Source organism: Candidatus Pelagibacter sp., from assembly GCF_052049975.1.
In the GTDB taxonomy this organism is placed as follows: domain Bacteria; phylum Pseudomonadota; class Alphaproteobacteria; order Pelagibacterales; family Pelagibacteraceae; genus Pelagibacter.
In genome coordinates, this window is sequence record NZ_JBNGYZ010000002.1 from 588948 (window position 1) to 608584 (window position 19637).

At 28.4% G+C, this 19637-nt stretch carries 27 protein-coding genes, 1 tRNA gene and 1 rRNA gene; 12 read left to right on the forward strand and 17 right to left on the reverse strand.

Annotated elements, in window-relative coordinates:
- Window positions 1–7: 7 nt before the first annotated feature.
- From ACTT9U_RS06855 to ACTT9U_RS06895, 9 genes are read right to left on the reverse strand one after another with little or no spacing between them, the layout of a single operon-like run.
- Entirely contained in the window at window positions 8–769 is a 762-nt protein-coding gene (locus ACTT9U_RS06855) for an energy transducer TonB (protein ID WP_440932415.1), read from the reverse strand.
- A gap of 50 nt (window positions 770–819) precedes the next feature.
- Entirely contained in the window at window positions 820–1239 is a 420-nt protein-coding gene (gene tolR / locus ACTT9U_RS06860) for a protein TolR (RefSeq protein ID WP_440932416.1), read from the reverse strand.
- Window position 1240: 1 nt separating this feature from the next.
- Complete coding sequence (gene tolQ, locus ACTT9U_RS06865; protein ID WP_440932417.1) at window positions 1241–1915, reverse strand: protein TolQ; 675 nt, start codon at window positions 1913–1915, stop codon at window positions 1241–1243.
- 50 nt (window positions 1916–1965) lie between these two features.
- Entirely contained in the window at window positions 1966–2463 is a 498-nt protein-coding gene (locus tag ACTT9U_RS06870) for a crossover junction endodeoxyribonuclease (protein WP_440932418.1), read from the reverse strand.
- Window positions 2464–2466: 3 nt separating this feature from the next.
- Window positions 2467–3189: a YebC/PmpR family DNA-binding transcriptional regulator gene (locus tag ACTT9U_RS06875; protein WP_440932419.1), complete on the reverse strand. Its 723-nt coding sequence runs from the start codon at window positions 3187–3189 to the stop codon at window positions 2467–2469.
- A 2-nt stretch (window positions 3190–3191) separates the two neighbouring features.
- Entirely contained in the window at window positions 3192–3995 is an 804-nt protein-coding gene (locus tag ACTT9U_RS06880) for a TIGR00282 family metallophosphoesterase (RefSeq protein WP_440932420.1), read from the reverse strand.
- The gene (locus ACTT9U_RS06885; RefSeq protein WP_440932421.1) at window positions 3992–4525 is read right to left on the reverse strand and encodes a 5-formyltetrahydrofolate cyclo-ligase; all 534 of its coding nucleotides are present in this window, start codon (window positions 4523–4525) and stop codon (window positions 3992–3994) included. The genes ACTT9U_RS06880 and ACTT9U_RS06885 overlap by 4 nt, the downstream gene beginning before the upstream one ends.
- A gap of 6 nt (window positions 4526–4531) precedes the next feature.
- On the reverse strand, window positions 4532–4978 hold the full coding sequence (locus ACTT9U_RS06890; protein WP_440932422.1) for a cell division protein ZapA: 447 nt from the start codon (window positions 4976–4978) through the stop codon (window positions 4532–4534).
- A complete protein-coding gene (locus ACTT9U_RS06895) occupies window positions 4966–5289 on the reverse strand; it encodes a 5-formyltetrahydrofolate cyclo-ligase (RefSeq protein ID WP_440932423.1) in 324 nt (107 codons plus the stop codon). The genes ACTT9U_RS06890 and ACTT9U_RS06895 overlap by 13 nt, the downstream gene beginning before the upstream one ends.
- A gap of 51 nt (window positions 5290–5340) precedes the next feature.
- Between ACTT9U_RS06895 and tkt the strand changes: the two genes are divergently transcribed.
- The 12 genes from tkt to ACTT9U_RS06955 all read left to right on the forward strand — a co-directional run bounded on the left by tkt (window position 5341) and on the right by ACTT9U_RS06955 (window position 14830).
- Complete coding sequence (gene tkt / locus ACTT9U_RS06900; RefSeq protein WP_440932424.1) at window positions 5341–7299, forward strand: transketolase; 1959 nt, start codon at window positions 5341–5343, stop codon at window positions 7297–7299.
- Window position 7300: 1 nt separating this feature from the next.
- A complete protein-coding gene (gap, locus tag ACTT9U_RS06905) occupies window positions 7301–8311 on the forward strand; it encodes a type I glyceraldehyde-3-phosphate dehydrogenase (protein ID WP_440932425.1) in 1011 nt (336 codons plus the stop codon).
- Window positions 8312–8323: 12 nt separating this feature from the next.
- The gene (locus ACTT9U_RS06910) at window positions 8324–9496 is read left to right on the forward strand and encodes a phosphoglycerate kinase (protein WP_440932426.1); all 1173 of its coding nucleotides are present in this window, start codon (window positions 8324–8326) and stop codon (window positions 9494–9496) included.
- Complete coding sequence (locus ACTT9U_RS06915) at window positions 9497–10507, forward strand: class I fructose-bisphosphate aldolase (RefSeq protein ID WP_440932427.1); 1011 nt, start codon at window positions 9497–9499, stop codon at window positions 10505–10507.
- Window positions 10494–11114 carry a thiamine phosphate synthase gene (gene thiE, locus ACTT9U_RS06920; RefSeq protein ID WP_440932428.1) on the forward strand — a complete coding sequence of 207 codons (621 nt, stop codon included), beginning with the start codon at window positions 10494–10496 and terminating at the stop codon, window positions 11112–11114. Before ACTT9U_RS06915 ends, thiE begins: the two co-directional genes overlap by 14 nt.
- Entirely contained in the window at window positions 11111–11671 is a 561-nt protein-coding gene (gene efp / locus ACTT9U_RS06925) for an elongation factor P (protein WP_440932429.1), read from the forward strand. Before thiE ends, efp begins: the two co-directional genes overlap by 4 nt.
- Window positions 11672–11673: 2 nt before the next feature.
- A complete protein-coding gene (locus ACTT9U_RS06930) occupies window positions 11674–12411 on the forward strand; it encodes an inositol monophosphatase family protein (protein ID WP_440932430.1) in 738 nt (245 codons plus the stop codon).
- 34 nt (window positions 12412–12445) lie between these two features.
- Window positions 12446–12676 (forward strand): 50S ribosomal protein L31, encoded by a 231-nt coding sequence (gene rpmE, locus ACTT9U_RS06935; protein WP_440932431.1) that lies wholly within the window; start codon window positions 12446–12448, stop codon window positions 12674–12676.
- The gene (locus ACTT9U_RS06940; RefSeq protein WP_440932432.1) at window positions 12677–13252 is read left to right on the forward strand and encodes a cell cycle transcriptional regulator TrcR; all 576 of its coding nucleotides are present in this window, start codon (window positions 12677–12679) and stop codon (window positions 13250–13252) included.
- A gap of 63 nt (window positions 13253–13315) precedes the next feature.
- On the forward strand, window positions 13316–13510 hold the full coding sequence (rpsU, locus tag ACTT9U_RS06945) for a 30S ribosomal protein S21 (RefSeq protein WP_075521090.1): 195 nt from the start codon (window positions 13316–13318) through the stop codon (window positions 13508–13510).
- 4 nt (window positions 13511–13514) lie between these two features.
- A tRNA-Met gene (locus tag ACTT9U_RS06950) sits at window positions 13515–13591 on the forward strand.
- 279 nt (window positions 13592–13870) lie between these two features.
- Complete coding sequence (locus ACTT9U_RS06955; protein ID WP_440932433.1) at window positions 13871–14830, forward strand: O-antigen ligase family protein; 960 nt, start codon at window positions 13871–13873, stop codon at window positions 14828–14830.
- On the opposite strand, the gene ACTT9U_RS06960 is transcribed toward ACTT9U_RS06955, so the two are convergent.
- The 8 genes from ACTT9U_RS06960 to ACTT9U_RS06995 form a co-directional block, all read right to left on the reverse strand.
- The gene (locus tag ACTT9U_RS06960; RefSeq protein WP_440932434.1) at window positions 14820–15515 is read right to left on the reverse strand and encodes a transaldolase family protein; all 696 of its coding nucleotides are present in this window, start codon (window positions 15513–15515) and stop codon (window positions 14820–14822) included. The genes ACTT9U_RS06955 and ACTT9U_RS06960 overlap by 11 nt on opposite strands.
- A gap of 5 nt (window positions 15516–15520) precedes the next feature.
- A complete protein-coding gene (locus ACTT9U_RS06965; protein WP_440932435.1) occupies window positions 15521–16915 on the reverse strand; it encodes an NAD(P)(+) transhydrogenase (Re/Si-specific) subunit beta in 1395 nt (464 codons plus the stop codon).
- A 10-nt stretch (window positions 16916–16925) separates the two neighbouring features.
- Window positions 16926–17228 carry a proton-translocating transhydrogenase family protein gene (locus ACTT9U_RS06970; RefSeq protein WP_440932436.1) on the reverse strand — a complete coding sequence of 101 codons (303 nt, stop codon included), beginning with the start codon at window positions 17226–17228 and terminating at the stop codon, window positions 16926–16928.
- Between the two features lie 2 nt (window positions 17229–17230).
- Window positions 17231–18319: an NAD(P) transhydrogenase subunit alpha gene (locus tag ACTT9U_RS06975; RefSeq protein ID WP_440932437.1), complete on the reverse strand. Its 1089-nt coding sequence runs from the start codon at window positions 18317–18319 to the stop codon at window positions 17231–17233.
- Between the two features lie 10 nt (window positions 18320–18329).
- The gene (locus ACTT9U_RS06980) at window positions 18330–18440 is read right to left on the reverse strand and encodes an aa3-type cytochrome c oxidase subunit IV (RefSeq protein WP_440932438.1); all 111 of its coding nucleotides are present in this window, start codon (window positions 18438–18440) and stop codon (window positions 18330–18332) included.
- 3 nt (window positions 18441–18443) lie between these two features.
- Window positions 18444–18569: a type B 50S ribosomal protein L36 gene (gene ykgO / locus ACTT9U_RS06985; RefSeq protein ID WP_440932439.1), complete on the reverse strand. Its 126-nt coding sequence runs from the start codon at window positions 18567–18569 to the stop codon at window positions 18444–18446.
- A gap of 14 nt (window positions 18570–18583) precedes the next feature.
- Window positions 18584–18698, reverse strand: a 5S ribosomal RNA gene (gene rrf, locus ACTT9U_RS06990).
- A 51-nt stretch (window positions 18699–18749) separates the two neighbouring features.
- Window positions 18750–19634, reverse strand: a complete 885-nt coding sequence (locus tag ACTT9U_RS06995) for an NAD-dependent epimerase/dehydratase family protein (protein WP_440932440.1) — start codon at window positions 19632–19634, stop codon at window positions 18750–18752.
- Between the last annotated feature and the right edge of the window lie 3 nt (window positions 19635–19637).

Genomic DNA, 19637 nt, shown 5'->3' on the forward strand with positions numbered 1-19637 from the left:
AAATATATTACCCCTCTAACATCTCTCTTGCATCAAAATTTAGCTGTAAATCTTTCCATCTCTCATAACCTGTTGTTGGAACTCTTAAAGGCTGACACAGCTTAATTGCTCTTAAAGCACTCTCAGCAAGCACCTTATAAAACCCTTGTCCAGGTTTGTTCATTCGTGCATGATCTAAAATTTCTGAGCTAATTATAGAGCCATCTGGTTTTAATTGTAATTTAACTCTTACTAACAAATTTTCATTATAAGGTAATCCAAGTGGTATACTCCAACAACCAAAAATTTGTGCTTTAAGTGCGTCTTCTTCACTTAAGCTCAAACCGGTGTTCTCTAAATTTACATTTTGATCTTGTGTAGTTTTATTTGTCTTTTTTAGAGTTTCTGCTACTTCCTCTTTTGATTTATCTATTAATGCTGCAATATTATTTGGATCAAATAATTCTTTTTTTTCAAACTCTGAAACTTGTTTTACTTCGTTATCAACTTGTTCTGGATTTTGCTTATCATCATTAATCTTTTCAACTTTTTTTTCATTTTGGTCAGGCATTGGTATTGCGTCTGGTTTATCTTTTTTTACTTTTTTTGGAGGAGCTTGTTCTGAAACTAATTTTTTTTCCTTCTCTTTTATTTTCTCAATTGTTTTTTTGGCCTTGGGCGCAAAAGGTATATTTGTTTTATCGGTAATTTGAATAAGTTCTACGGAAACTATTGGTGGTAAATCGACAACTTTTTTTGATAAAAAAGGCAAGCTTAAAGCTGTAATCATTATTATTATCAAGTGGAAAATAGATGAAAGAAATAAACCTCTTGTCAACTTTACCTCTCTTTATAAGGTTCTGAAATTAAGGCTACTTTTGTAAAACCTGAACCAGATAAAAGACCCATAATTTCTAAGACTCTTCCATAATTAATTGTTTTATCTCCTCTAACGTAAATTCTAGTATCTGTTCTATTTTTTGAAACAGCTAAAACTTTTGCTATGATTTTATCATATTCAACTTTTGATTCCTGAATAAAGATTTCACCTTTTGAATTGATTGTAAGTGTTAATGGTTCTTGTTCCTCTGGCAGAGAGTCAGCTGAACTTTCAGGCAAGTCTACCTGCACTCCGACTGTCAGTAGAGGGGCTGTAACCATAAAAATAATTAAAAGAACTAGCATTACATCAACAAAGGGAGTGACGTTGATTTCACTCATAGGATCTTTTGATGATTTTCGATTTAATTTAAATCCCATTTTAGATTATTGATATAAATCTTTTTGAGAAGCTTTCTAATTTTTGATTATAAAGTCTTAGATCATTATTAAATTTATTATAGGCCACAACAGCAGGTATAGCAGCTAATAAACCTAACGCTGTTGCAAAAAGTGCTTCGGCTATTCCTGGTGCAACAATTGCTAAACTTGTATTTCTAGAAATAGCTATAGATTGAAATGAATTCATAATTCCCCAAACGGTACCAAACAAACCTATAAATGGAGCTGTTGATCCAACAGTGGCCAGAAAAGTAAAACCTTTCTCAATTTTAGAAGTTTGTTTTTCTATTCCAGCCTCTAATATATTTGAGAGCTTCTCATTGATATTAGTTTTTGATTTTGACTTCATGATTCCTTGCATAGACTCTTTAAAAATTAATGCCATCGGATCAGATATATTTTGGGGAAGATTATTATAAAATGTTTCGGCAGATTTTGATTTCCAAAATTTTTCTTCAAATTGATCTGAAGAGTTATTAATTTTTTTAAAGAGTTTTAGTTTTTCAAAAATTACAGCCCATGAATAAATTGAACATAAAATTAATAGTACAATCACTGATTTTACAATTATGTCAGCTTTTAAAAATAAATTGATTAATGAAAAATCAGCACTTGATGCTAATCCCACAGCTTGAGTCGATATTTCAGTTTCCATGATTATGTTTCACACTTAAATGTGTCATGAATTTGACTTAAAATTAAATGTTAATAATCTGCAATTTTGTATGTTTCATAAAAAAAACTAGCAATAAGTATAGCATCAGCTTTGTTTGAGTCTTTTTTTTTAGATAATTCTGATGAAAAATATGGAAAAATCTCTATAGCTCTTGTTCTGCTAGCATCTTTTTCAGAATTGATAAGGTTAAAATACTTTTTCCATTTAGCTGGCCTCACAAAGTACATTGATAGCTGCATTGCTGAACAAATACCTTTAAGAATACCGAATGATTGGCCAAAATTAAACATACTTGTAACTCCTTGTCCTGGCATAGCTGAAACTTGTTCTATTACTACTTTTACGTCTTTTTTTTCAAAGTTTTTTATTCCATTTGAAATTTCATTAAAAATTTGTGCACCATTAACTTGTTTTTTATTTTTTTTTCCATCTGTCATTGTAGGCATTTCTATAACCTTTAATATTTTACCATTATCAAAAAAACAAATTGAACCAGAAATTCCAGGATCTATTCCAATAATTAACATTACTCAATTTTCAAATATAACGTTTGTATATACACTTTGAACATCATCATCTTCTTCTAATGTTTCTAAAAATTCTATTACTTCTTGTTTTTTTTCATCTGTTATTTTTACACTATTTAAAGCTAACCATTCAATTTCTGTTGAAATAAAATTGTTTATCTTTTCTTCTAATTTTTTTTTAACATTATAAATTTCATTTATTGAGCAATGGATTTCATGAATTTCATTTTTAGAAACACATTCATCTGCTCCAGCTTCTATCGCTAATTCAAAAATCTGATCATCGTCAATCTCACTTTTAGAAATTTTAATTACTCCAAGTTGATTAAAATTATGAGAAGCAGATCCTTGTGTTCCTAAACTTCCTCCATTTTTTTGAAATATAGTTCTGATATTTGAGGCTGTGCGATTTTTATTATCAGTTAAAGTCTCTACAATAACGGCAATTTTATCAGGGCCAAATCCCTCGTATCTTAAATTTTCATAATTTGAGCCAGTTGAAGCTGAAGATTTATCAATTGCTCTCTCTATATTATCTTTTGGCATATTTGCAGACCTTGCAGCTTGTATTGCAGACCTTAATCTAGGATTCATTGCAGGATCCTTATCTCCTAATTTTGCAGCTACGGTAATTTCCTTTGATAACTTAGAAAATAAATTTGCTCTAAGTTTATCTGCTTTACCCTTTTTATGTTTAATTCCAGCCCAATGAGAATGTCCTGCCATAATTAACTATTTTTTAAATTTGCTCCAAAAATATAACTTGAAATATTTTTTGCTAGACCTGTTTTTATATCACAATCGACAATAACTCCACACATAGTGCCTTCTCCTATTTCTGGAAAATGTTTTACTGATTTTTTTTTCATAAATCTATTAATTGAATTTTCTTTATTCATACCAATAACTGAGTTGTAATCTCCACACATACCAGCATCTGTTTGATAAGCAGTTCCTTTATTTAAGATATGTGCATCATTGGTTGGTATGTGTGTATGAGTACCAACAACTAATGTAGCGCTGCCATCAAAAAAATGACCAATAGCATTTTTTTCACTAGTAATCTCACCATGAAAATCTACTATTAGAAAATCATATTTATCTTTTAATTTGTGATCACTTAAAAATTTATTTGCACATTCGAAAACATCTTCACATTTTTTCATAAAAACATTTCCCATCAAATTTAAAACACCAATTTTAATATCTTCTTTAGTAGTGTAAATTTGAAATCCTTTACCTGGTGCAGGCTCAAATAAATTTTTTGGTCTTAATAATCTATTCTCTTTATCTATGTAATTCATTATTTCTTTTTGATCCCAAACATGATTACCGGTAGTTATCACATTCACACCTGAATTGAATAGATCCTTGCATATTTCCTCAGTTAGACCCACACCAGACTTATCAGCATTTTCTCCATTAACTATTACAAAGTCTATCTTATATCTTTCAATTTCTTTTTTGAGATTTTTCATCACAACAGAGCAGCCTGATATGCCTACTAGATCACCTAAGAACAGTAATTTCATTGAAATATATTTCTTTCTGTAATTATTGCATCTAATCTTTGATCAAATTTATTAACTGGTAATTTATCAATTTTCTGAAACGAAAATGATAACCCTATCGTAATTATATTTTTAATCTTTTTCATTCTTGCTATATAACGATCATAGTAACCACCACCATAACCTAATCTGTATAAATTTTTATCGAAGCCAACAGTTGGTACTAAAAAAATATCTGGATAAGTAATTTTTGAACTGATTGGTTCAGGTATTCCAAAATTATTTATTATCAAAGGTTGATTAAAGTCCCAAGAAAAAAAATCCATTTGGTTATTTTTTCTCATAATAGGTAAAGAAATTTGAAAATTTTTACTCGATAATTTTTGAAGTATCTCCAAACAATCAAATTCATAATTGATTGGATAATACCCTCCAATTTTATTTTTTTTATATTTTTTTAAAAAATTATATATTTTGGAATTATCAAAATTTTGAGAAAATTTTTTTTTTCTTTGATTTAAAATTTTTTTTCTTATTTCTAATTTATTCACTTTGTATTAATTAGAAATATTTTTATTATCCATATTTTCAATAAAACTGGATATTTCTGAGGTTGCTGCATCTAAAACTTCTTCATATTTTTTTTGATTCTCATCAATAGTTCTCTTAAGTTCGTTTAGATTATTATTAAGGTTTTTTATTTCCTCTTCTTTATTATCCCTGTATTCATAAACTAGATTTTTTAACTCTTTAAATTTTTTGGATAAATCATTTAATTCTTTTTTTTTCTCTTCAATTTTTTTTTTAGTTTCATAGTATTCATCTAAAACTTTTATTGCTGTAATTAATAGCAGTTTATTTTCTCCTAAATTTCCAAGGTCATTTTTAAGAGAATTAAATTTTTGATTAATCTGTATTAGCAAGTTTTCTAAATGTTCTTCTTGACCATCATCACAAGAAAGCAAAAACTCTTTACCATTAAATTTTATGCTTACATTTGCCATTTATCTATTTCTTCCAGTAAAGTATCTGTTTCTTGGTTTAATTCATCAATTTTTTCGGAAAATTCTTGGTGTCTTGACTTCTTATCAAGATCTTTCTTTTCAAAATCACTTAATTTTTGGCTCAATTGCTCATGCTCCTTTTGAAGATTTTGATATTTTTCTTCTAATTCTGTTTTTTCAATTTCTAATTGTTTTTTTTTATTTTTTAATTCACTTACCAGTTCATTTTCGTTTGCATCATCAATTTTGATATTTTTTAATTTTTCTAAAGCAGATGTTAATTTTTTTTCTTTTTCGTCTAAAGAATTCATATATATAGTCATATTAATAAATAGAATCTTCTAAGTCTATACAGGATAATTTTGAACACACAATATAAAGACCTTGCGAATTGTATCAGATTTTTATCAATTGATGCTGTGCAAAAAGCAAATTCCGGACACCCCGGAATGCCTATGGGTATGGCTGACGTGGCTACGGTGTTATTTAAAGATTTTTTAAAATTTAATCCTTCTAATCCTAGCTGGATTAACAGAGACAGATTTGTTTTATCTGCTGGTCATGGATCAATGTTGCTTTACTCCTTGCTTTATCTTACTGGATACAAAAGCATATCACTAAAAGATATTAAAAATTTTCGTCAACTTAACTCTATCTGTGCTGGTCACCCTGAATATCACCCTAATACAGGAATTGAGACAACAACTGGACCTCTAGGACAAGGGATATCTAATGCTGTTGGTTTTGCAATTGCTGAAGAAATTTTAAAAAGTAAATTTGGTAGTAAAATTATAAACCATAAAACTTATGTGCTTGCTGGAGATGGCTGTTTAATGGAAGGAATTAGTCATGAAGCGATGAGTTTAGCTGGGCACTTAAAACTTAAAAATTTGATAATGTTATTCGATAATAATTCTATTTCTATTGATGGCCCAACTAACTTGGCCGTTTCTGATAATTATAAAAAAAGGTTCGAAAGTTATGGATGGAATTATATTAATGTTGATGGACACAATTATAAAGAAATTAAAAAAGCAATTAAAAAGGCTCATACTTCCAAATCTCCAACGGTAATTTCTTGTAAAACAAAAATTGGTTATGGTTCTCCAAATAAATCTGGCAAAGCCTCTTCTCATGGAAGCCCATTGGGATTAGAGGAAATTAACTTGGTCAGAAAAAAATTAAATTGGAACTATAAACCTTTTGAGATCCCAAAAAATTTATTAAATCAATGGAAAAGTTTTGGCTTAAATGGATTAAAAATTGAAAAAAAATGGAATAAGATTTTTTTAAAACAAAAGAGACAATACAACAATTTTACCAAATTAAATTTTAACAAAGGTATTAAATTAGAAAAAATTTCTGCAATTAAAAATCAAAAAGGTCTAGCTACACGTAAAGCTTCTGAGTCTGTTCTAAATTCTATTACTTCGGACTGTAAAAATATAATTGGTGGATCTGCTGATCTAGCGGGATCGAACAATACAAAAACAAAATTTCATGAAATTCTAAAACCAAACAAATTTAATGGAAATTATATTCATTACGGTGTTCGTGAACATGCTATGTGTGGTATAATGAATGGACTTTCATTACACAGTAATTTAATTCCATATGGTGGTACTTTTTTAATCTTTTCTGATTATTGCAAGCCTTCAATTCGATTATCTGCATTGATGGAACAACAAGTGATTTATGTTATGACACATGACTCGATTGGTTTAGGTGAAGATGGGCCAACACATCAACCTATAGAACAATTAGAGGGATTAAGAGCAATACCTAATTTAAATGTATTCAGACCTGCTGATAGATATGAAACAATTGAATGTTGGGAACTAGCCCTAAAAAATAAAAAAACACCATCAATCTTATCTTTGACAAGACAAAATTTAAATCCTGTCAGACATAACATCTCTAAAATTAATAAATGTTCTTATGGGGCATATGAAGTGTCAAGAACTAACAAAAAAATTCAATTAACAATCTTAGCAAGTGGATCTGAAGTAAACTTAGCTTTAGATGTAAGTAATGAATTAAGAAAATATAAAATTAATTCAAAGGTTATATCTGTACCATCACAAGAAATCTTTGATAAACAAAGTAAAAATTACAAAAAGAAAATATTGAATGAAACAAAACTTAAAATTTCAATTGAAGCTGGATCAAAAACATCATGGTATAAATATGTAGGTGATAATGGAATGGTATTTGGTATAGATGAATTTGGAAAAAGCGCACCTTATAAAAAAATATTTGAATATTTCGGTTTATCTACAAAAAAAATAACTGCAAAAATAAGAAATAATTATAGGACCTAATATGACAATTAAAGTCGGTATCAATGGAATGGGTAGAATTGGAAGAATGGTATTAAGATCTATTTACGAAAACAATTTTAAAGATATTAAGGTTGTACATATAAATAACAGATCAAATTCTGAGACTTGTTCTAATTTAATTAGATACGACTCTATTCATGGAAAATTCAATGCAGATATTAAATTTGAAGATAATAAATTAATCATAAATAATAATAACATTTCCTTTAGTCAGCATTCAAAATTAGAGGATATAAATTGGGGTGAATTAGGAGTAGATATAGTTTTTGAGTGTACAGGAAAATTTAATTCAAAAGAAAAATTAGAAACCCATATTAAAAATGGTGCTCAAAAAGTTATAGTTTCAGCTCCGTGCAAGAACGCAGACAAATCGATTGTTTATGGAGTAAATCAAAACATTCTTTCAGAGAATGATAAAATAATTTCTGCTGCATCTTGTACTACTAATTGCCTAGCACCTGTTGCAAAAGTAATTAACGAAAATTTTGAAATTGAAAAAGGTTTTATGACTACTATTCATGCATTTACAAGTGATCAAAGAATTTTAGATAATTCACATAAAGATCCAAGAAGAGCAAGATCTGCTAGTCAATCAATTGTGCCAACTTCTACAGGTGCATCAAAAGCAATTGGAGAAATAATACCTTCATTAAAAGGTAAATTAGAAGGTGTAGCTATGAGAGTGCCAACTCCAAATGTTTCTTTGGTTGAATTAGTTTTTTCTACAAAAAAAGATTTAACAGTTGAGTCTATTAATTCTGCATTTGAAATTGCATCAAAAAATGAATTAAAGGGAATACTTGAGATTACAGAGGAAAAGTTAGTTTCAATTGATTTTAATCATAATCAGGCTTCCTCAATTGTTGATGGATCACTCACTAATGTTGTTGGAAAAAATATGGGAAAAATTTCATCATGGTATGACAATGAGTGGGGTTTTTCTAACAGAATGTGTGATATTGCAGTTTTTTTAAAAAAAAAATTTAATTAACAAACAAAAATAATGAAAAAAATTGAAGATTTTAAGGATCTTTATAATAAAAAAGTTTTAGTTAGGTTGGATCTAAATGTTCCATTAAAAAATGATCAAATAACGGATACAACAAGAATAGATAAAATTTTACCTACACTAAACTTTTTAGTTCAGCATAAGTCTAAAATAATAATAATCTCTCATATCGGTAGGCCGAAAGGTAAAACAAATTCAGCTTTGTCTATGGCACCAGTTTGTGATTATTTATCTAAAAAGCTTAGTAAAAAAGTAGAGCTTTTAAATCAAAATTTGTTCGAAATTAAACCAGAAGAAATATTTGATAAAAGTGATGATAAAATAGTTTTTTTTGAAAATATAAGATTTTATGAACAAGAAGAAAAAAATGGTGAAGAATTTGCAAAAATGTTATCTAAATTTGGTGAAATTTTTGTTAATGATGCCTTTTCTTGTTCACACAGAGCGCATGCTTCTGTAGATAAAATTACAAAATATATGCCATCTTATTGTGGTTTGCAAATGAGCACTGAAATTGATGCATTAAAAAAAGTTACTTCTGATATTGATAGGCCAATTACATGTATAATAGGAGGTTCTAAAATTTCTACCAAAATAAGTGTTATAAAAAATTTGATACCTAAATTTGAAAACATTGTGATAGTTGGAGGTATGGCTAATAACTTTTTAAAGTATAGTGGTCATAATATTGGAAAATCACTAAAAGAAGAAAACTGCAATCCAATTGTTGAAGAGATATTATCTCTAGCAAAAGAAAATAAATGCAATATTTTAACTCCTATTGATGTTTCTGTAGGTAAAAATCTTGAAGATAGCAAAACAATTAAAAGATTAGGTGAGATAGAAGAAGATGATTTAATATTAGATATTGGTCCAAAAACAATCCAATTAATTTGTTCTTTGTTAGAGAATAGCAAAACTGTCTTGTGGAATGGACCACTAGGATATTTTGAGAATTCTAACTTTGCTATAGGAAGTATTGAAATTGCAAAAAAAATAGTTGATTTAAAAGATAAGATTTATTCAGTTGCAGGTGGTGGAGATACTATTGCGGTATTAAATCAGGCAGGTGCCTTCAAGTATTTAAATTTTGTTTCAACTGCTGGTGGAGCCTTTCTAGAATATCTTGAAGGTAAAGAAATTCCTGGTATAAGAGCCCTGAATTAAATGTCAGAATTAAACAAAGTAGCCTTAAAAATTTTAGAAAATGGAAAGGGTATCTTGGCTGCTGATGAAAGCACAGGTACCATGACTAAAAGATTAGAGAGTGTAAAAGTTAAGTCTACAGCTGAAAATAGAATTAAATTCAGAGAAACTTTATTCACAGCAAAAGGTATGAGTGAGTGTATTGGTGGAGTTATATTATATGATGAAACAATTAAACAAAAAACTAATGCTGGAAAAGAAGTTCCAAAACTTTTATCTGAAATGGGCTCAATAGCAGGAATAAAAGTTGATACAGGAGCGAAACAATTAGCTGGAAGCCCAAATGAAAAAATTACTGAAGGCTTAGATGGTTTAAGAGACAGGTTAAAAGAATATTCAAATCTTGGAGCTCAATTTACAAAATGGAGAGGTGTTTATAATATTTCAAAAGAATACCCTAGCAGACTATCAATTCATTCTAATGCACATGCTCTTGCTAGGTATGCTGCTTTAGTTCAAGAATGTGATATGGTTCCAATTGTTGAACCAGAAGTTTTAATGGATGGTGATCATTCAGCTGATGATTGTTTTAAAAAAACATCTGAAGTAATAAAAAAATGTTTTGAAGAACTACTGTTACATAAAGTAGATCTAACAGGTGTTATTTTAAAACCAAATATGATTTTAGCAGGTTCAGAGTCTAATAATCAAATTTCTAATGAGGAAACAGCAAAACTCACTGTTAAATGTTTAAAAGAATCAGTGCCCAGTGAAGTGCCAGGTATAGCTTTCTTATCTGGTGGTCAAAGTGAAGTTCAAGCAACTGAGAATTTAAATCTAATAAATAAATTTAACGATACAAATTTTATTATGTCATATTCTTATGGTAGAGCATTACAACAAAGTGCTCTTAAACATTGGGCCAAAGACATAAGTGATGTTGAAGGAACTCAAGCAGTTTTTGATCATAGAGCTAAAATGTGTACTTTAGCAGCTCAAGGAAAGTGGTCAAAAGATATTGAAAATAACTAATTCTAAAAAAAAATTTTTATATTTAATTTCACCAAATAAAATAAAAAAAGATTTTTATTTAAAACTAAATCAAATCTTAGCTTTTAAAAAAGTTGAATTTTTTCAATTAAGAATAAAAAATAATTCACTTAAAAAAAAAATTGAAATTGGAAAAAAAATTAAACCAATTTGTAAAAAATATAATGTTAAATTTTTAATTAATGATGACCCGATGCTTGCAAAAAAACTAAATGCTGATGGATGTCATTTAGGACAAAAAGATATGGATATTATTTCAGCTAGAAAAATTTTAGGAAAAAAAATCATTGGAATTACTTGTCATAATTCAATTTTATTAGCAAAAGAAGCTTTGAAAAATAATGCAGACTATTTGGCATTTGGTGCTTTCTTTCCAACTAGTACAAAAAAAGTAAAATTTAAGGCAAATATTTCAGTTATAAAAAAGATTAAAAGATTAACAAATAAACCAATCATTGCAATTGGTGGAATTAATAATAGAAATTACAAAAAACTTTTATTGAACAATGTGAACTTTTTGGCTATTTCAAGCTACATTTTTAATAATAATAAAAATAAACCAATTGAAGCTTTAAAAAAACTTATATGAAAATAAATGCAAGTGAAATTAGAGTAGGAATGCTTTTAGAGTATAAAGATGATTTATGGCAAGTTTTGAAAACTCAACATGTAAAACCTGGTAAAGGAGGTGCATTTGCCCAAGTTGAAATGAAAAGTTTAAATAAAAATACTAAACTTAATGAGAGATTTAGATCTAGTGAAACAGTTGAAAAAGCAGCTCTAGATGAAAATGATTTTAATTACTCTTATGATGATGATTTGAATTACTTTTTTATTGACCCTAAATCGTTTGAACAAGTTGAAGTAAAAAAAGAGATTGTTGGTGATAAAGGAAAATTATTAACTGAAAATTTAGAAGTCAAAATTAGTTTTTATAACGAAAAACCAATATCAATTGAACTTCCCAATCAAGTACAGTGCAAAATAGAAACAACTGATGCTGCATTAAAAGGCCAAACTGTTTCATCTTCTTATAAACCTGCAACTTTAGATAATGGTTTAAATATACAAGTTCCCCCTTTTATTGAATCTGGGGATGAAGTTATTATTGATACAAGAAATTTAGAGTACGTAAAAAAGATATAAAAATGCAATCGATTTCGCCTCATCTTAACATAATGATTAAAGCAAGTGAAAAGGCTTCTAAAGTTTTAATAAGAGATTTTGGTGAAGTTGAAAAGTTACAAGTCGCTAATAAAGGCCCGTCTGATTTTGTTACAAACGCAGACTTAAAAGCAGAAAAAATTATAATTGAAGAGTTAAAAAGGGCTAAACCGAATTATTCAATCTTGAGTGAAGAAAAAGGAAGAGAAAATAATAAAGATAATAAAACATGGATAATTGACCCAATAGACGGAACAATTAATTTTCTACATGGTATCCCTCATTTTGCTATTTCAATAGCTCTAAAAGATAATAATGAAATAATAGCTGGTATAATTTTTGATCCAATAAAAGATGAAATGTTTTACGCAGAAAAAAATAATGGTGCATTCTTTAATAACCAAAGAATAAGAGTTTCAAAAAAAAATAATATTTCTGAGTGTTTGTTTGTAACGGGAGGAAAAATAGATAATAATTACGATTTTTTATTTAGGAAAACAGGAAGTGCTGCACTTGATTTAGCATATGTTGCTGCTGGAAGGTACGATGGTTATTTTCAAAAAAAACTTAATTTATGGGATATAGCTGCAGGTATAGTTATATTAAAAGAAGCTGGTGGCTTAATAAACGAAATAGATGTTTCAAATACCAAAGATATTAACATTATAGCCTCAAACTCTGAAATAAATGCGATATTTAGGGAAAAATTAATTAATTTTTAATTGTTTTAGAAATTTCTTTTGCTATAAAGCCGCTATGAAAAAAAACATACATCCAGACTATCACTCTATTAAAGTTGAAATGACCGACGGTACACAGTTTGAAACCAAATCAACTTGGGGGAAAGCAGGTGAAGTCCTTAAATTAGAAATTGACCCTAAATCTCATGCAGCTTGGACAGGTGGAAAACAAAAGTTGATGGATAAAGGTAGAATAAGTAAATTTAATAAAAAATTTCAAAATTTTAATTCAGAAAAGAAAAGCTAAATGTCAAATGCTCCTCTAATGCCAATGGCTACAGCTGTTTGGTTAGTAGAAAATACATCTTTAACTTTTAAACAGATTGCAAATTTTTGTGATTTACATGAAGTTGAAGTTCAGGGTATTGCAGATGGTGAAGTTGCAAAAGGAATTAAAGGTTATAATCCCATAATTTCTGGTCAACTTTCTAGAGAAGAAATTGATTTATCTTCAAAAGATGAAAATAGACCTCTTCAGTTAAAAGGAGTTGATATAGAAATATCGAATGATGAGAAAAAAATAAAGAAATATATTCCTCTTTCAAAAAGACAAGATAAACCTGACTCTGCGTTATGGTTAATAAAACAACATAACATATTAAAAGATTCTCAAATAGCCAAGTTAGTTGGAGTTACTAAAAACTCTGTTACTTCTATTAGAAATAAAAGTTACTGGAATTATAACAATCTAAATCCGAAAGATCCTGTAGCACTAAATCTTTTTACTCAAAAAGATTTGTTAGATGCTATTGAAAAAGCTGAAAGAAGAATAAAAAGAGAAAAAAAATTAAAAGAAAAACAACAGAAAACAAACTCTAATTAATGGAGAAAATTAATAGACATATAAATTTAAAAATGATAACAAACATTTTTTTGGGAGGTAGTTATTAAAATAGAAGTCAAAGATAATAATGTGGAACAAGCGTTAAGAGTTTTAAAAAGAAAACTCCAACGTGACGGTTTTTTTAAGATCATTAAGCTTAAAAATACCTATGAAAAACCTTCTGAAAAAAAGAAAAGAATTTTGCAAGAAAATATCAAAAGAGTAAAAAAATTAAACAAACTCAAGAACAGAATTTAAACACCGCGGGGTGGAGCAGTCTGGTAGCTCGTCAGGCTCATAACCTGAAGGTCGGCGGTTCAAATCCGTCCCCCGCAACCAAAAATGCCTAAAATCAAAATTTCAAATTTATACGAACGGGATAAAGCAATAATTTTACTAATATCTTTTTTTCCAATTTTTTTAATTTTAGGAAATTTATTAATTAATTTTTTTTATATTAGTATAACAGCCATCTCTATAATCAACATTAGTGATAATAAAAAATTATATGATTCTAATATTTTTTATTTTTTGTCATTTTTTTTGGCATGCTTGTTTTTAAATTTAATTTTCAGCAGTAATATCAATAATTCACTTCCAAGATTCCTTAAATTTATTTTGATTATTTTTGTAATAATTGAACTTCAAAAATTTAATTTTTTAAATACACACGTATTAGAAAAAATAATTAAATTTTGGTCAATAATTTTTCTGATTGTAACTTTAGATATAATATTTGAATTAATTTTTGGTTTTAACTCAATTGGATTTGTCTCAGAATATCCAGGCAGGATTGCAAGTTTCTTTGGTGATGAATTAATTGTAGGATCCTTTTATCATTTTTTTGGTTTAATATTTATTGGTTATTTACTTAATAAAAAATATCCACAACACCTTATCTTAATAATAGGAATTCTTATAATACTTATAAGTTTTATGATTGGTGAAAGAGCCAATTTTTTAAGAATGTTTATTTCGATTTTTTTAATTTTATTTCTTCTTTTAAAAATTAATTTTTTTAAAAAGTTAATATCAATATTAGTTATTATGATAATTATAATTTTTACAATAAGTGTAAATGATAATTTAAAGATTAGATATTATAGTCAATTAAAATCTATCTATACTTTAAATGGCATTGAGAAATATTTTAAAAAATCACAATATGGTGCGCATCAAAATACTGCATTTCAAATTTTTAAAAATCATAAATTGTTTGGAGTAGGTATGAAAAATTTTAGAGATGAAAGTAAAAAAGAAATTTATGAAAATACAGAATATAAAAAAAATGATATCCGACAAGCAACTCATCCTCATCAAATACATTTGGAATTACTATCAGAAACTGGTTTAATTGGATACTTGTCGTTTTTTATTTTAATTTTGTTTTCGATCTATTTTTCTCTTAAAAATTATATTAAAAATAGAGACCCAATCCAGTTATCGACAATCATATTTTTATTTACTAGTCTGTTTCCTTTATTGCCATCTGGAAGTATATTTTCTACATATTATGGGGGGATTTTTTGGTTTAATTACGCATTAATGCTTAGTTTTAATCGTAAATTTAAATCTTGAATCTAGATTTTTTACTATCTTTCAAAAAACCTAAGACTGTCTCTTTAGTCAATTGTTCAAAAGATTTTCCAAAATTTTCAATTTTCTCTATAATGGCTGGAGGTATTGTAATTAAATGACATCCTAGTTGTTTTGCTTGAATATAATTGTATGGTTCTCTCACACTAGCCCATAATATTTGAACATTTTTAAATTTTCTTGAGGCTAATATGCTTTTTTTAAATTCAGGAACTGGATCTTTACCAGTATCTGCAGCCCGACCACCAAAAATTGATATAATTACTTTTGATTTTTTATTTAAATTTTTTAAAATTTTTATTGTTTGAGAATAATTATATACAGCTGTAATATTCAATTTTATATTCATAGCGTTTAATTCTTTTATCAGTTTACCCATAAATATGCCTTTAGAATTAATGACTGGTATTTTTACAAATACATTTTTACCCCAAGAATTTATAATTAGTGCTTGTTTTTTCATTATTTTATAATCATCACCAAACACTTCGAAAGAAATTGGTTTTTTACATATTTTAAGTATTTGTTTTGAATACTTTGTGTAATTCTTAGCTCCTGCTTTTCGCATCAAACTTGGATTGGTTGTAAAACCTTTAACAATTTTTTTTTTGTTAAATTTATTTATTTGATTAATATCTGCAATATCACAATAAATTTTTGTTCTCATTAAAATTATAAATTTTTGGTTATATCTTCTGTCATTTTTTTTGCGTCAGCAAACAGCATAAGTGTATTTTCTTTATAGAACAAATCGTTATCAATTCCTGCATACCCTGGGGATAAACTTCTTTTAACAAATAAAACTGATTTACATTTTTCCACATCCAATACAGGCATTCCATAAATTGGACTTTGAGGATCAGTTTTTGCTACAGGATTTGTGACATCATTTGCACCAATAACGAAAGCTACATCTGCATTAGCAAAATCATTATTTATCTCCTCTAATTCAAAAACTTCGTCATATGGAACGTTAGCTTCAGCCAATAACACATTCATATGGCCTGGCATTCTCCCAGCAACTGGGTGAATAGCATATGAAACTTTGATACCATTTTTCTTCAAAGTATCTACCATTTCTCTTAGAGCATGTTGGGCTTGAGCAACTGCCATACCATATCCAGGAACGATTATAACTGATGACGCATTTTTCATTAAAAAAGCCGCATCTTCTGCATTTCCACTTTTAACTGGTTTTTGCTCTTTATTTTGATTCGAATTGGTTTGTTCTGTAGCACCAAATCCTCCTAGAATTACACTTAAAAATGATCTATTCATGCCTTTACACATGATATATGAAAGAATAGCACCAGACGATCCGACCAGAGCTCCCGTTATAATTAAAGCAGAATTTTCTAAAGTAAATCCAATACCCGCTGCAGCCCAACCTGAATAAGAATTAAGCATAGAAATAACTACTGGCATATCCGCACCACCAATAGGTATAATTAACAAAAAACCAATTAAAAAAGAAATGCCTATTAAAATCCAGAATAAACTCGATGACTGAGTTGCACAAAGAAAATAAGTTAAAATTATTATAGAAAACAATATTAATGCATTAATTGCATGTTGACCTTTAAATGTGATTGGAGCGCCCGACATTATTCCTTGTAATTTTAAAAAAGCAATTATCGAGCCAGAAAAAGTGACCGCACCAACCGCGGCACCAATGGACATTTCGATTAAACTTGCAAGTTTAATATTTCCTGGCGTTCCTAAATTAAAAGCCTCAGGGTTTATAAATGCTGAAATTGCTACTAATACAGCTGCTAACCCTACTAAACTATGAAAACCTGCTACTAATTCAGGCATAGCGGTCATCGGTATTTTATAAGCAATATATGCGCCAATAGCTCCACCTATTAGCATAAAGATAATTACATAAATAAAACTTGAAGAAAAGTTACCAATAGAAAGAAAAGTTACTGTAATAGCAATGACCATTCCAATTATCCCAAAAAAGTTTCCTTGTCTTGAAGTTTCTGGTGAGGAAAGTCCTCTTAATGCTAAAATAAAAAGCACTCCTGAAACTAAATAAAAAGATGCAGATAAATTTGCTGACATAAAATTAATTCTATTTCTTTTTCTTTTTATACATTGCCAGCATTCTCTGGGTGACTAAAAAACCACCAAATATATTTATTGCTGCTAAAGTTATTGCCAATAATCCAAAAAAACTCGAAGTGCTAAATATTTTATTATCCTCACCAGCTAATGCTGCGATTATTGCTCCAACGATTATAACCGAAGAAATAGCATTTGTAACGGACATTAAAGGTGTATGTAATGATGGAGTAACACTCCAAACTACATAATAACCAACGAAGATCGACAAGATAAAAATGCTAAATCTAAATATAAAAGGATCTATTTCCATGTTTATTTAATAAGTGTTTTTTCAATTATTTCATCCTCAAGATTTATCTTGATTTGTTTAACATCTTTATCATACAGATTTAGTACAAAATTATAAACATTTTTAGAATAAAGATTAGAGGCTGAAACTGGTAATTTATTAAGTATATTTTTATCACCCATAATTTTAACTCCTTTTCTGACAACTACTTCATCAACTTTAGTTGCTGAAGTATTCCCTCCTTGCGCAGCTGCTAAATCATAAATTATTGAACCAGATTGCATATTATTTAGCATATCTTCTTTCAATATGACTGGAGCTTTTTTTCCTGGTATTAATGCTGTACAAACAACAATATCAATTTTTTTTAATGTTTCGCTGAGAAGTTCCTCTTGTTTTTTTTTAAAATCTTCTGATGCTTCTTTAGCATAACCTCCTTCTGTCTCTAAATTTTCAGATCCATCGACAGTTAAAAATTTTCCTCCTAAACTTTCCACTTGTTCTTTTGATGCCATCCTTACATCTGTTGCAAATACAATTGCTCCCATTCTTTTTGCTGTTGCAATTGCTTGGAGACCGGCAACACCTGCGCCAACTATTAAGACTTTTGCAGCAGGGACAGTGCCTGCCGCAGTCATCATCATTGGAATAGCTTTCTCAAAACTAGCGAAAGATTCTACTACAGCTTTGTAACCTGCTAAATTTGCTTGTGATGAAAGAACATCCATAGATTGTGCACGAGTTATTCTCGGTAAAAGTTCTAAAGAAAAACAGTTTATCTTATTTTTTGATAATTTTTCTAAGTTTTCTTTGTTTTGATATGGATTTAATACTCCTACAATTGATTTATTTTGTTTAACATTTTTCATTATAGACATTGATGGTAAACTTAACTGAGTTAATATGTTTGAGTTTTCAATTATCATTTTCTCATCCTCAAAAAAATTAACATCTAAATCTTCATAGACTTGGTCCTCAAGACCTAAATGTGTGGCATAATTTTTTTGAAGATTAATCTCAAAACCGTTACTAATAAACTTTTTTGCTATTTCAGGTGTAATTGCTATTCTTCTTTCAAGATTTTGATCTTCTCTAATTGAACCAATTTTCATGATCTAGATTTTATAACAAAAATATTGCCAATAAAACCAAAACTAAGATTACTGCAGCCGTGCCCCAAGTTACAAACTTAGTGAAATTATTCCAGGTCTCTTTATGATTTAGATTATCCACAGATTATTTTTGTCTTGCTTTGAATTTGGGATTTGTTTTATTAATTATGTAAACCCGGCCTCTTCGTCTTACAAGTTTTGAGTTTAAATCTCTTTTTTTTACTGATTTAAGTGAACTTTTAATTTTCATAAACAATTTTAAAAAGCCGGCGACGTCCTACTCTCCCGTATCTTAAGACAAAGTACCATCGGCGCAGAAAGGCTTGACTTCCGAGTTCGGTATGGGATCGGGTATGGCTCTTTCGCAATAACCACCGGCCAAAGTTTTATACATTATAATTATTTAAAGTAAATGAAAATTTAAATTAATTTAGTCAATGTTTCTCTTAAAATTTTGGATATAGTCTCTTAGACTTATTTTTCCGTAATTTCTGTGTATTTTGTTGGATAAGCTAAGATTTGTTAAAGCTGAAGCATAGCGCTCCCCTTTTCTTGGAGGCAAAAGTCTAATTTTTTTATCAAACATTTTGGCGACTTGTAAAATAGTAAAGCTCTCTTTATTTGAAATGCTATAAAATTTACACTTATTTTCTTTCCAGGCTTTAAAGCATATTTTAATTGTATCTTCTATGTGAGTAAACCTTCTGGATTGATTTCCAGGCTTTACAACTGTCAAGGGTTTATTATTCATATATTGATCTTCAAAAATCCCTATGACAGTAGACATTTTACCTTTCATTATTTGTCCGGGCCCATATACATTATAAAAAAAAATAACTTCATATTTAAAATTAAACCATTTTTTTAAATTTTCTAATAACTCTAGATTTTTTGTTTTTGTAAAAGCATAAGGAGATAAATTTTTATCTTGTCCATTATTTCCTAATGATGCTGAAGTTGCAGAATAAATCAATTTAATCTTATTTTCCAAACAAAAATTAAAAACTGCATTAGAGCCTATTGTGTTAGACTGAATACAATTATTCATTTGTAAAAAACTTTGATAAATTCTTGAAAATTCTCCAAAATGAAAAATAACATTTATGCTTGTTTTATATTTTTTTAGTATTTTGTTAATATCTTTAGTGTGACCATTTAAATATTTTACTCTATTGTCTTTAATATGATTTTTTTTTGTTCCAGATGAATAATCATCTAAACTGATGATTTTATAATTAGTTTCTTTTAATATGTATCTAATTAAATTACTACCCACAAAACCACACCCACCTGTCACAATAATAATTTTTTTCATAAT

Excerpts from the sequence above, each read along its gene's own strand:
- ACTT9U_RS06855 (WP_440932415.1), bottom strand. The coding sequence starts at position 769 with ATGATTACAGCTTTAAGCTTGCCTTTTTTATCAAAAAAAGTTGTCGAT.
- tolR (WP_440932416.1), bottom strand. The coding sequence starts at position 1,239 with ATGGGATTTAAATTAAATCGAAAATCATCAAAAGATCCTATGAGTGAA.
- tolQ (WP_440932417.1), bottom strand. The coding sequence starts at position 1,915 with ATGGAAACTGAAATATCGACTCAAGCTGTGGGATTAGCATCAAGTGCT.
- ACTT9U_RS06870 (WP_440932418.1), bottom strand. The coding sequence starts at position 2,463 with ATGTTAATTATTGGAATAGATCCTGGAATTTCTGGTTCAATTTGTTTT.
- ACTT9U_RS06875 (WP_440932419.1), bottom strand. The coding sequence starts at position 3,189 with ATGGCAGGACATTCTCATTGGGCTGGAATTAAACATAAAAAGGGTAAA.
- ACTT9U_RS06880 (WP_440932420.1), bottom strand. The coding sequence starts at position 3,995 with ATGAAATTACTGTTCTTAGGTGATCTAGTAGGCATATCAGGCTGCTCT.
- ACTT9U_RS06890 (WP_440932422.1), bottom strand. The coding sequence starts at position 4,978 with ATGGCAAATGTAAGCATAAAATTTAATGGTAAAGAGTTTTTGCTTTCT.
- ACTT9U_RS06895 (WP_440932423.1), bottom strand. The coding sequence starts at position 5,289 with ATGAATTCTTTAGACGAAAAAGAAAAAAAATTAACATCTGCTTTAGAA.
- gap (WP_440932425.1), top strand. The coding sequence starts at position 7,301 with ATGACAATTAAAGTCGGTATCAATGGAATGGGTAGAATTGGAAGAATG.
- ACTT9U_RS06910 (WP_440932426.1), top strand. The coding sequence starts at position 8,324 with ATGAAAAAAATTGAAGATTTTAAGGATCTTTATAATAAAAAAGTTTTA.
- ACTT9U_RS06915 (WP_440932427.1), top strand. The coding sequence starts at position 9,497 with ATGTCAGAATTAAACAAAGTAGCCTTAAAAATTTTAGAAAATGGAAAG.
- efp (WP_440932429.1), top strand. The coding sequence starts at position 11,111 with ATGAAAATAAATGCAAGTGAAATTAGAGTAGGAATGCTTTTAGAGTAT.
- ACTT9U_RS06930 (WP_440932430.1), top strand. The coding sequence starts at position 11,674 with ATGCAATCGATTTCGCCTCATCTTAACATAATGATTAAAGCAAGTGAA.
- rpmE (WP_440932431.1), top strand. The coding sequence starts at position 12,446 with ATGAAAAAAAACATACATCCAGACTATCACTCTATTAAAGTTGAAATG.
- ACTT9U_RS06940 (WP_440932432.1), top strand. The coding sequence starts at position 12,677 with ATGTCAAATGCTCCTCTAATGCCAATGGCTACAGCTGTTTGGTTAGTA.
- ACTT9U_RS06960 (WP_440932434.1), bottom strand. The coding sequence starts at position 15,515 with ATGAGAACAAAAATTTATTGTGATATTGCAGATATTAATCAAATAAAT.
- ACTT9U_RS06965 (WP_440932435.1), bottom strand. The coding sequence starts at position 16,915 with ATGTCAGCAAATTTATCTGCATCTTTTTATTTAGTTTCAGGAGTGCTT.
- ACTT9U_RS06970 (WP_440932436.1), bottom strand. The coding sequence starts at position 17,228 with ATGGAAATAGATCCTTTTATATTTAGATTTAGCATTTTTATCTTGTCG.
- ACTT9U_RS06975 (WP_440932437.1), bottom strand. The coding sequence starts at position 18,319 with ATGAAAATTGGTTCAATTAGAGAAGATCAAAATCTTGAAAGAAGAATA.
- ykgO (WP_440932439.1), bottom strand. The coding sequence starts at position 18,569 with ATGAAAATTAAAAGTTCACTTAAATCAGTAAAAAAAAGAGATTTAAAC.
- ACTT9U_RS06995 (WP_440932440.1), bottom strand. The coding sequence starts at position 19,634 with ATGAAAAAAATTATTATTGTGACAGGTGGGTGTGGTTTTGTGGGTAGT.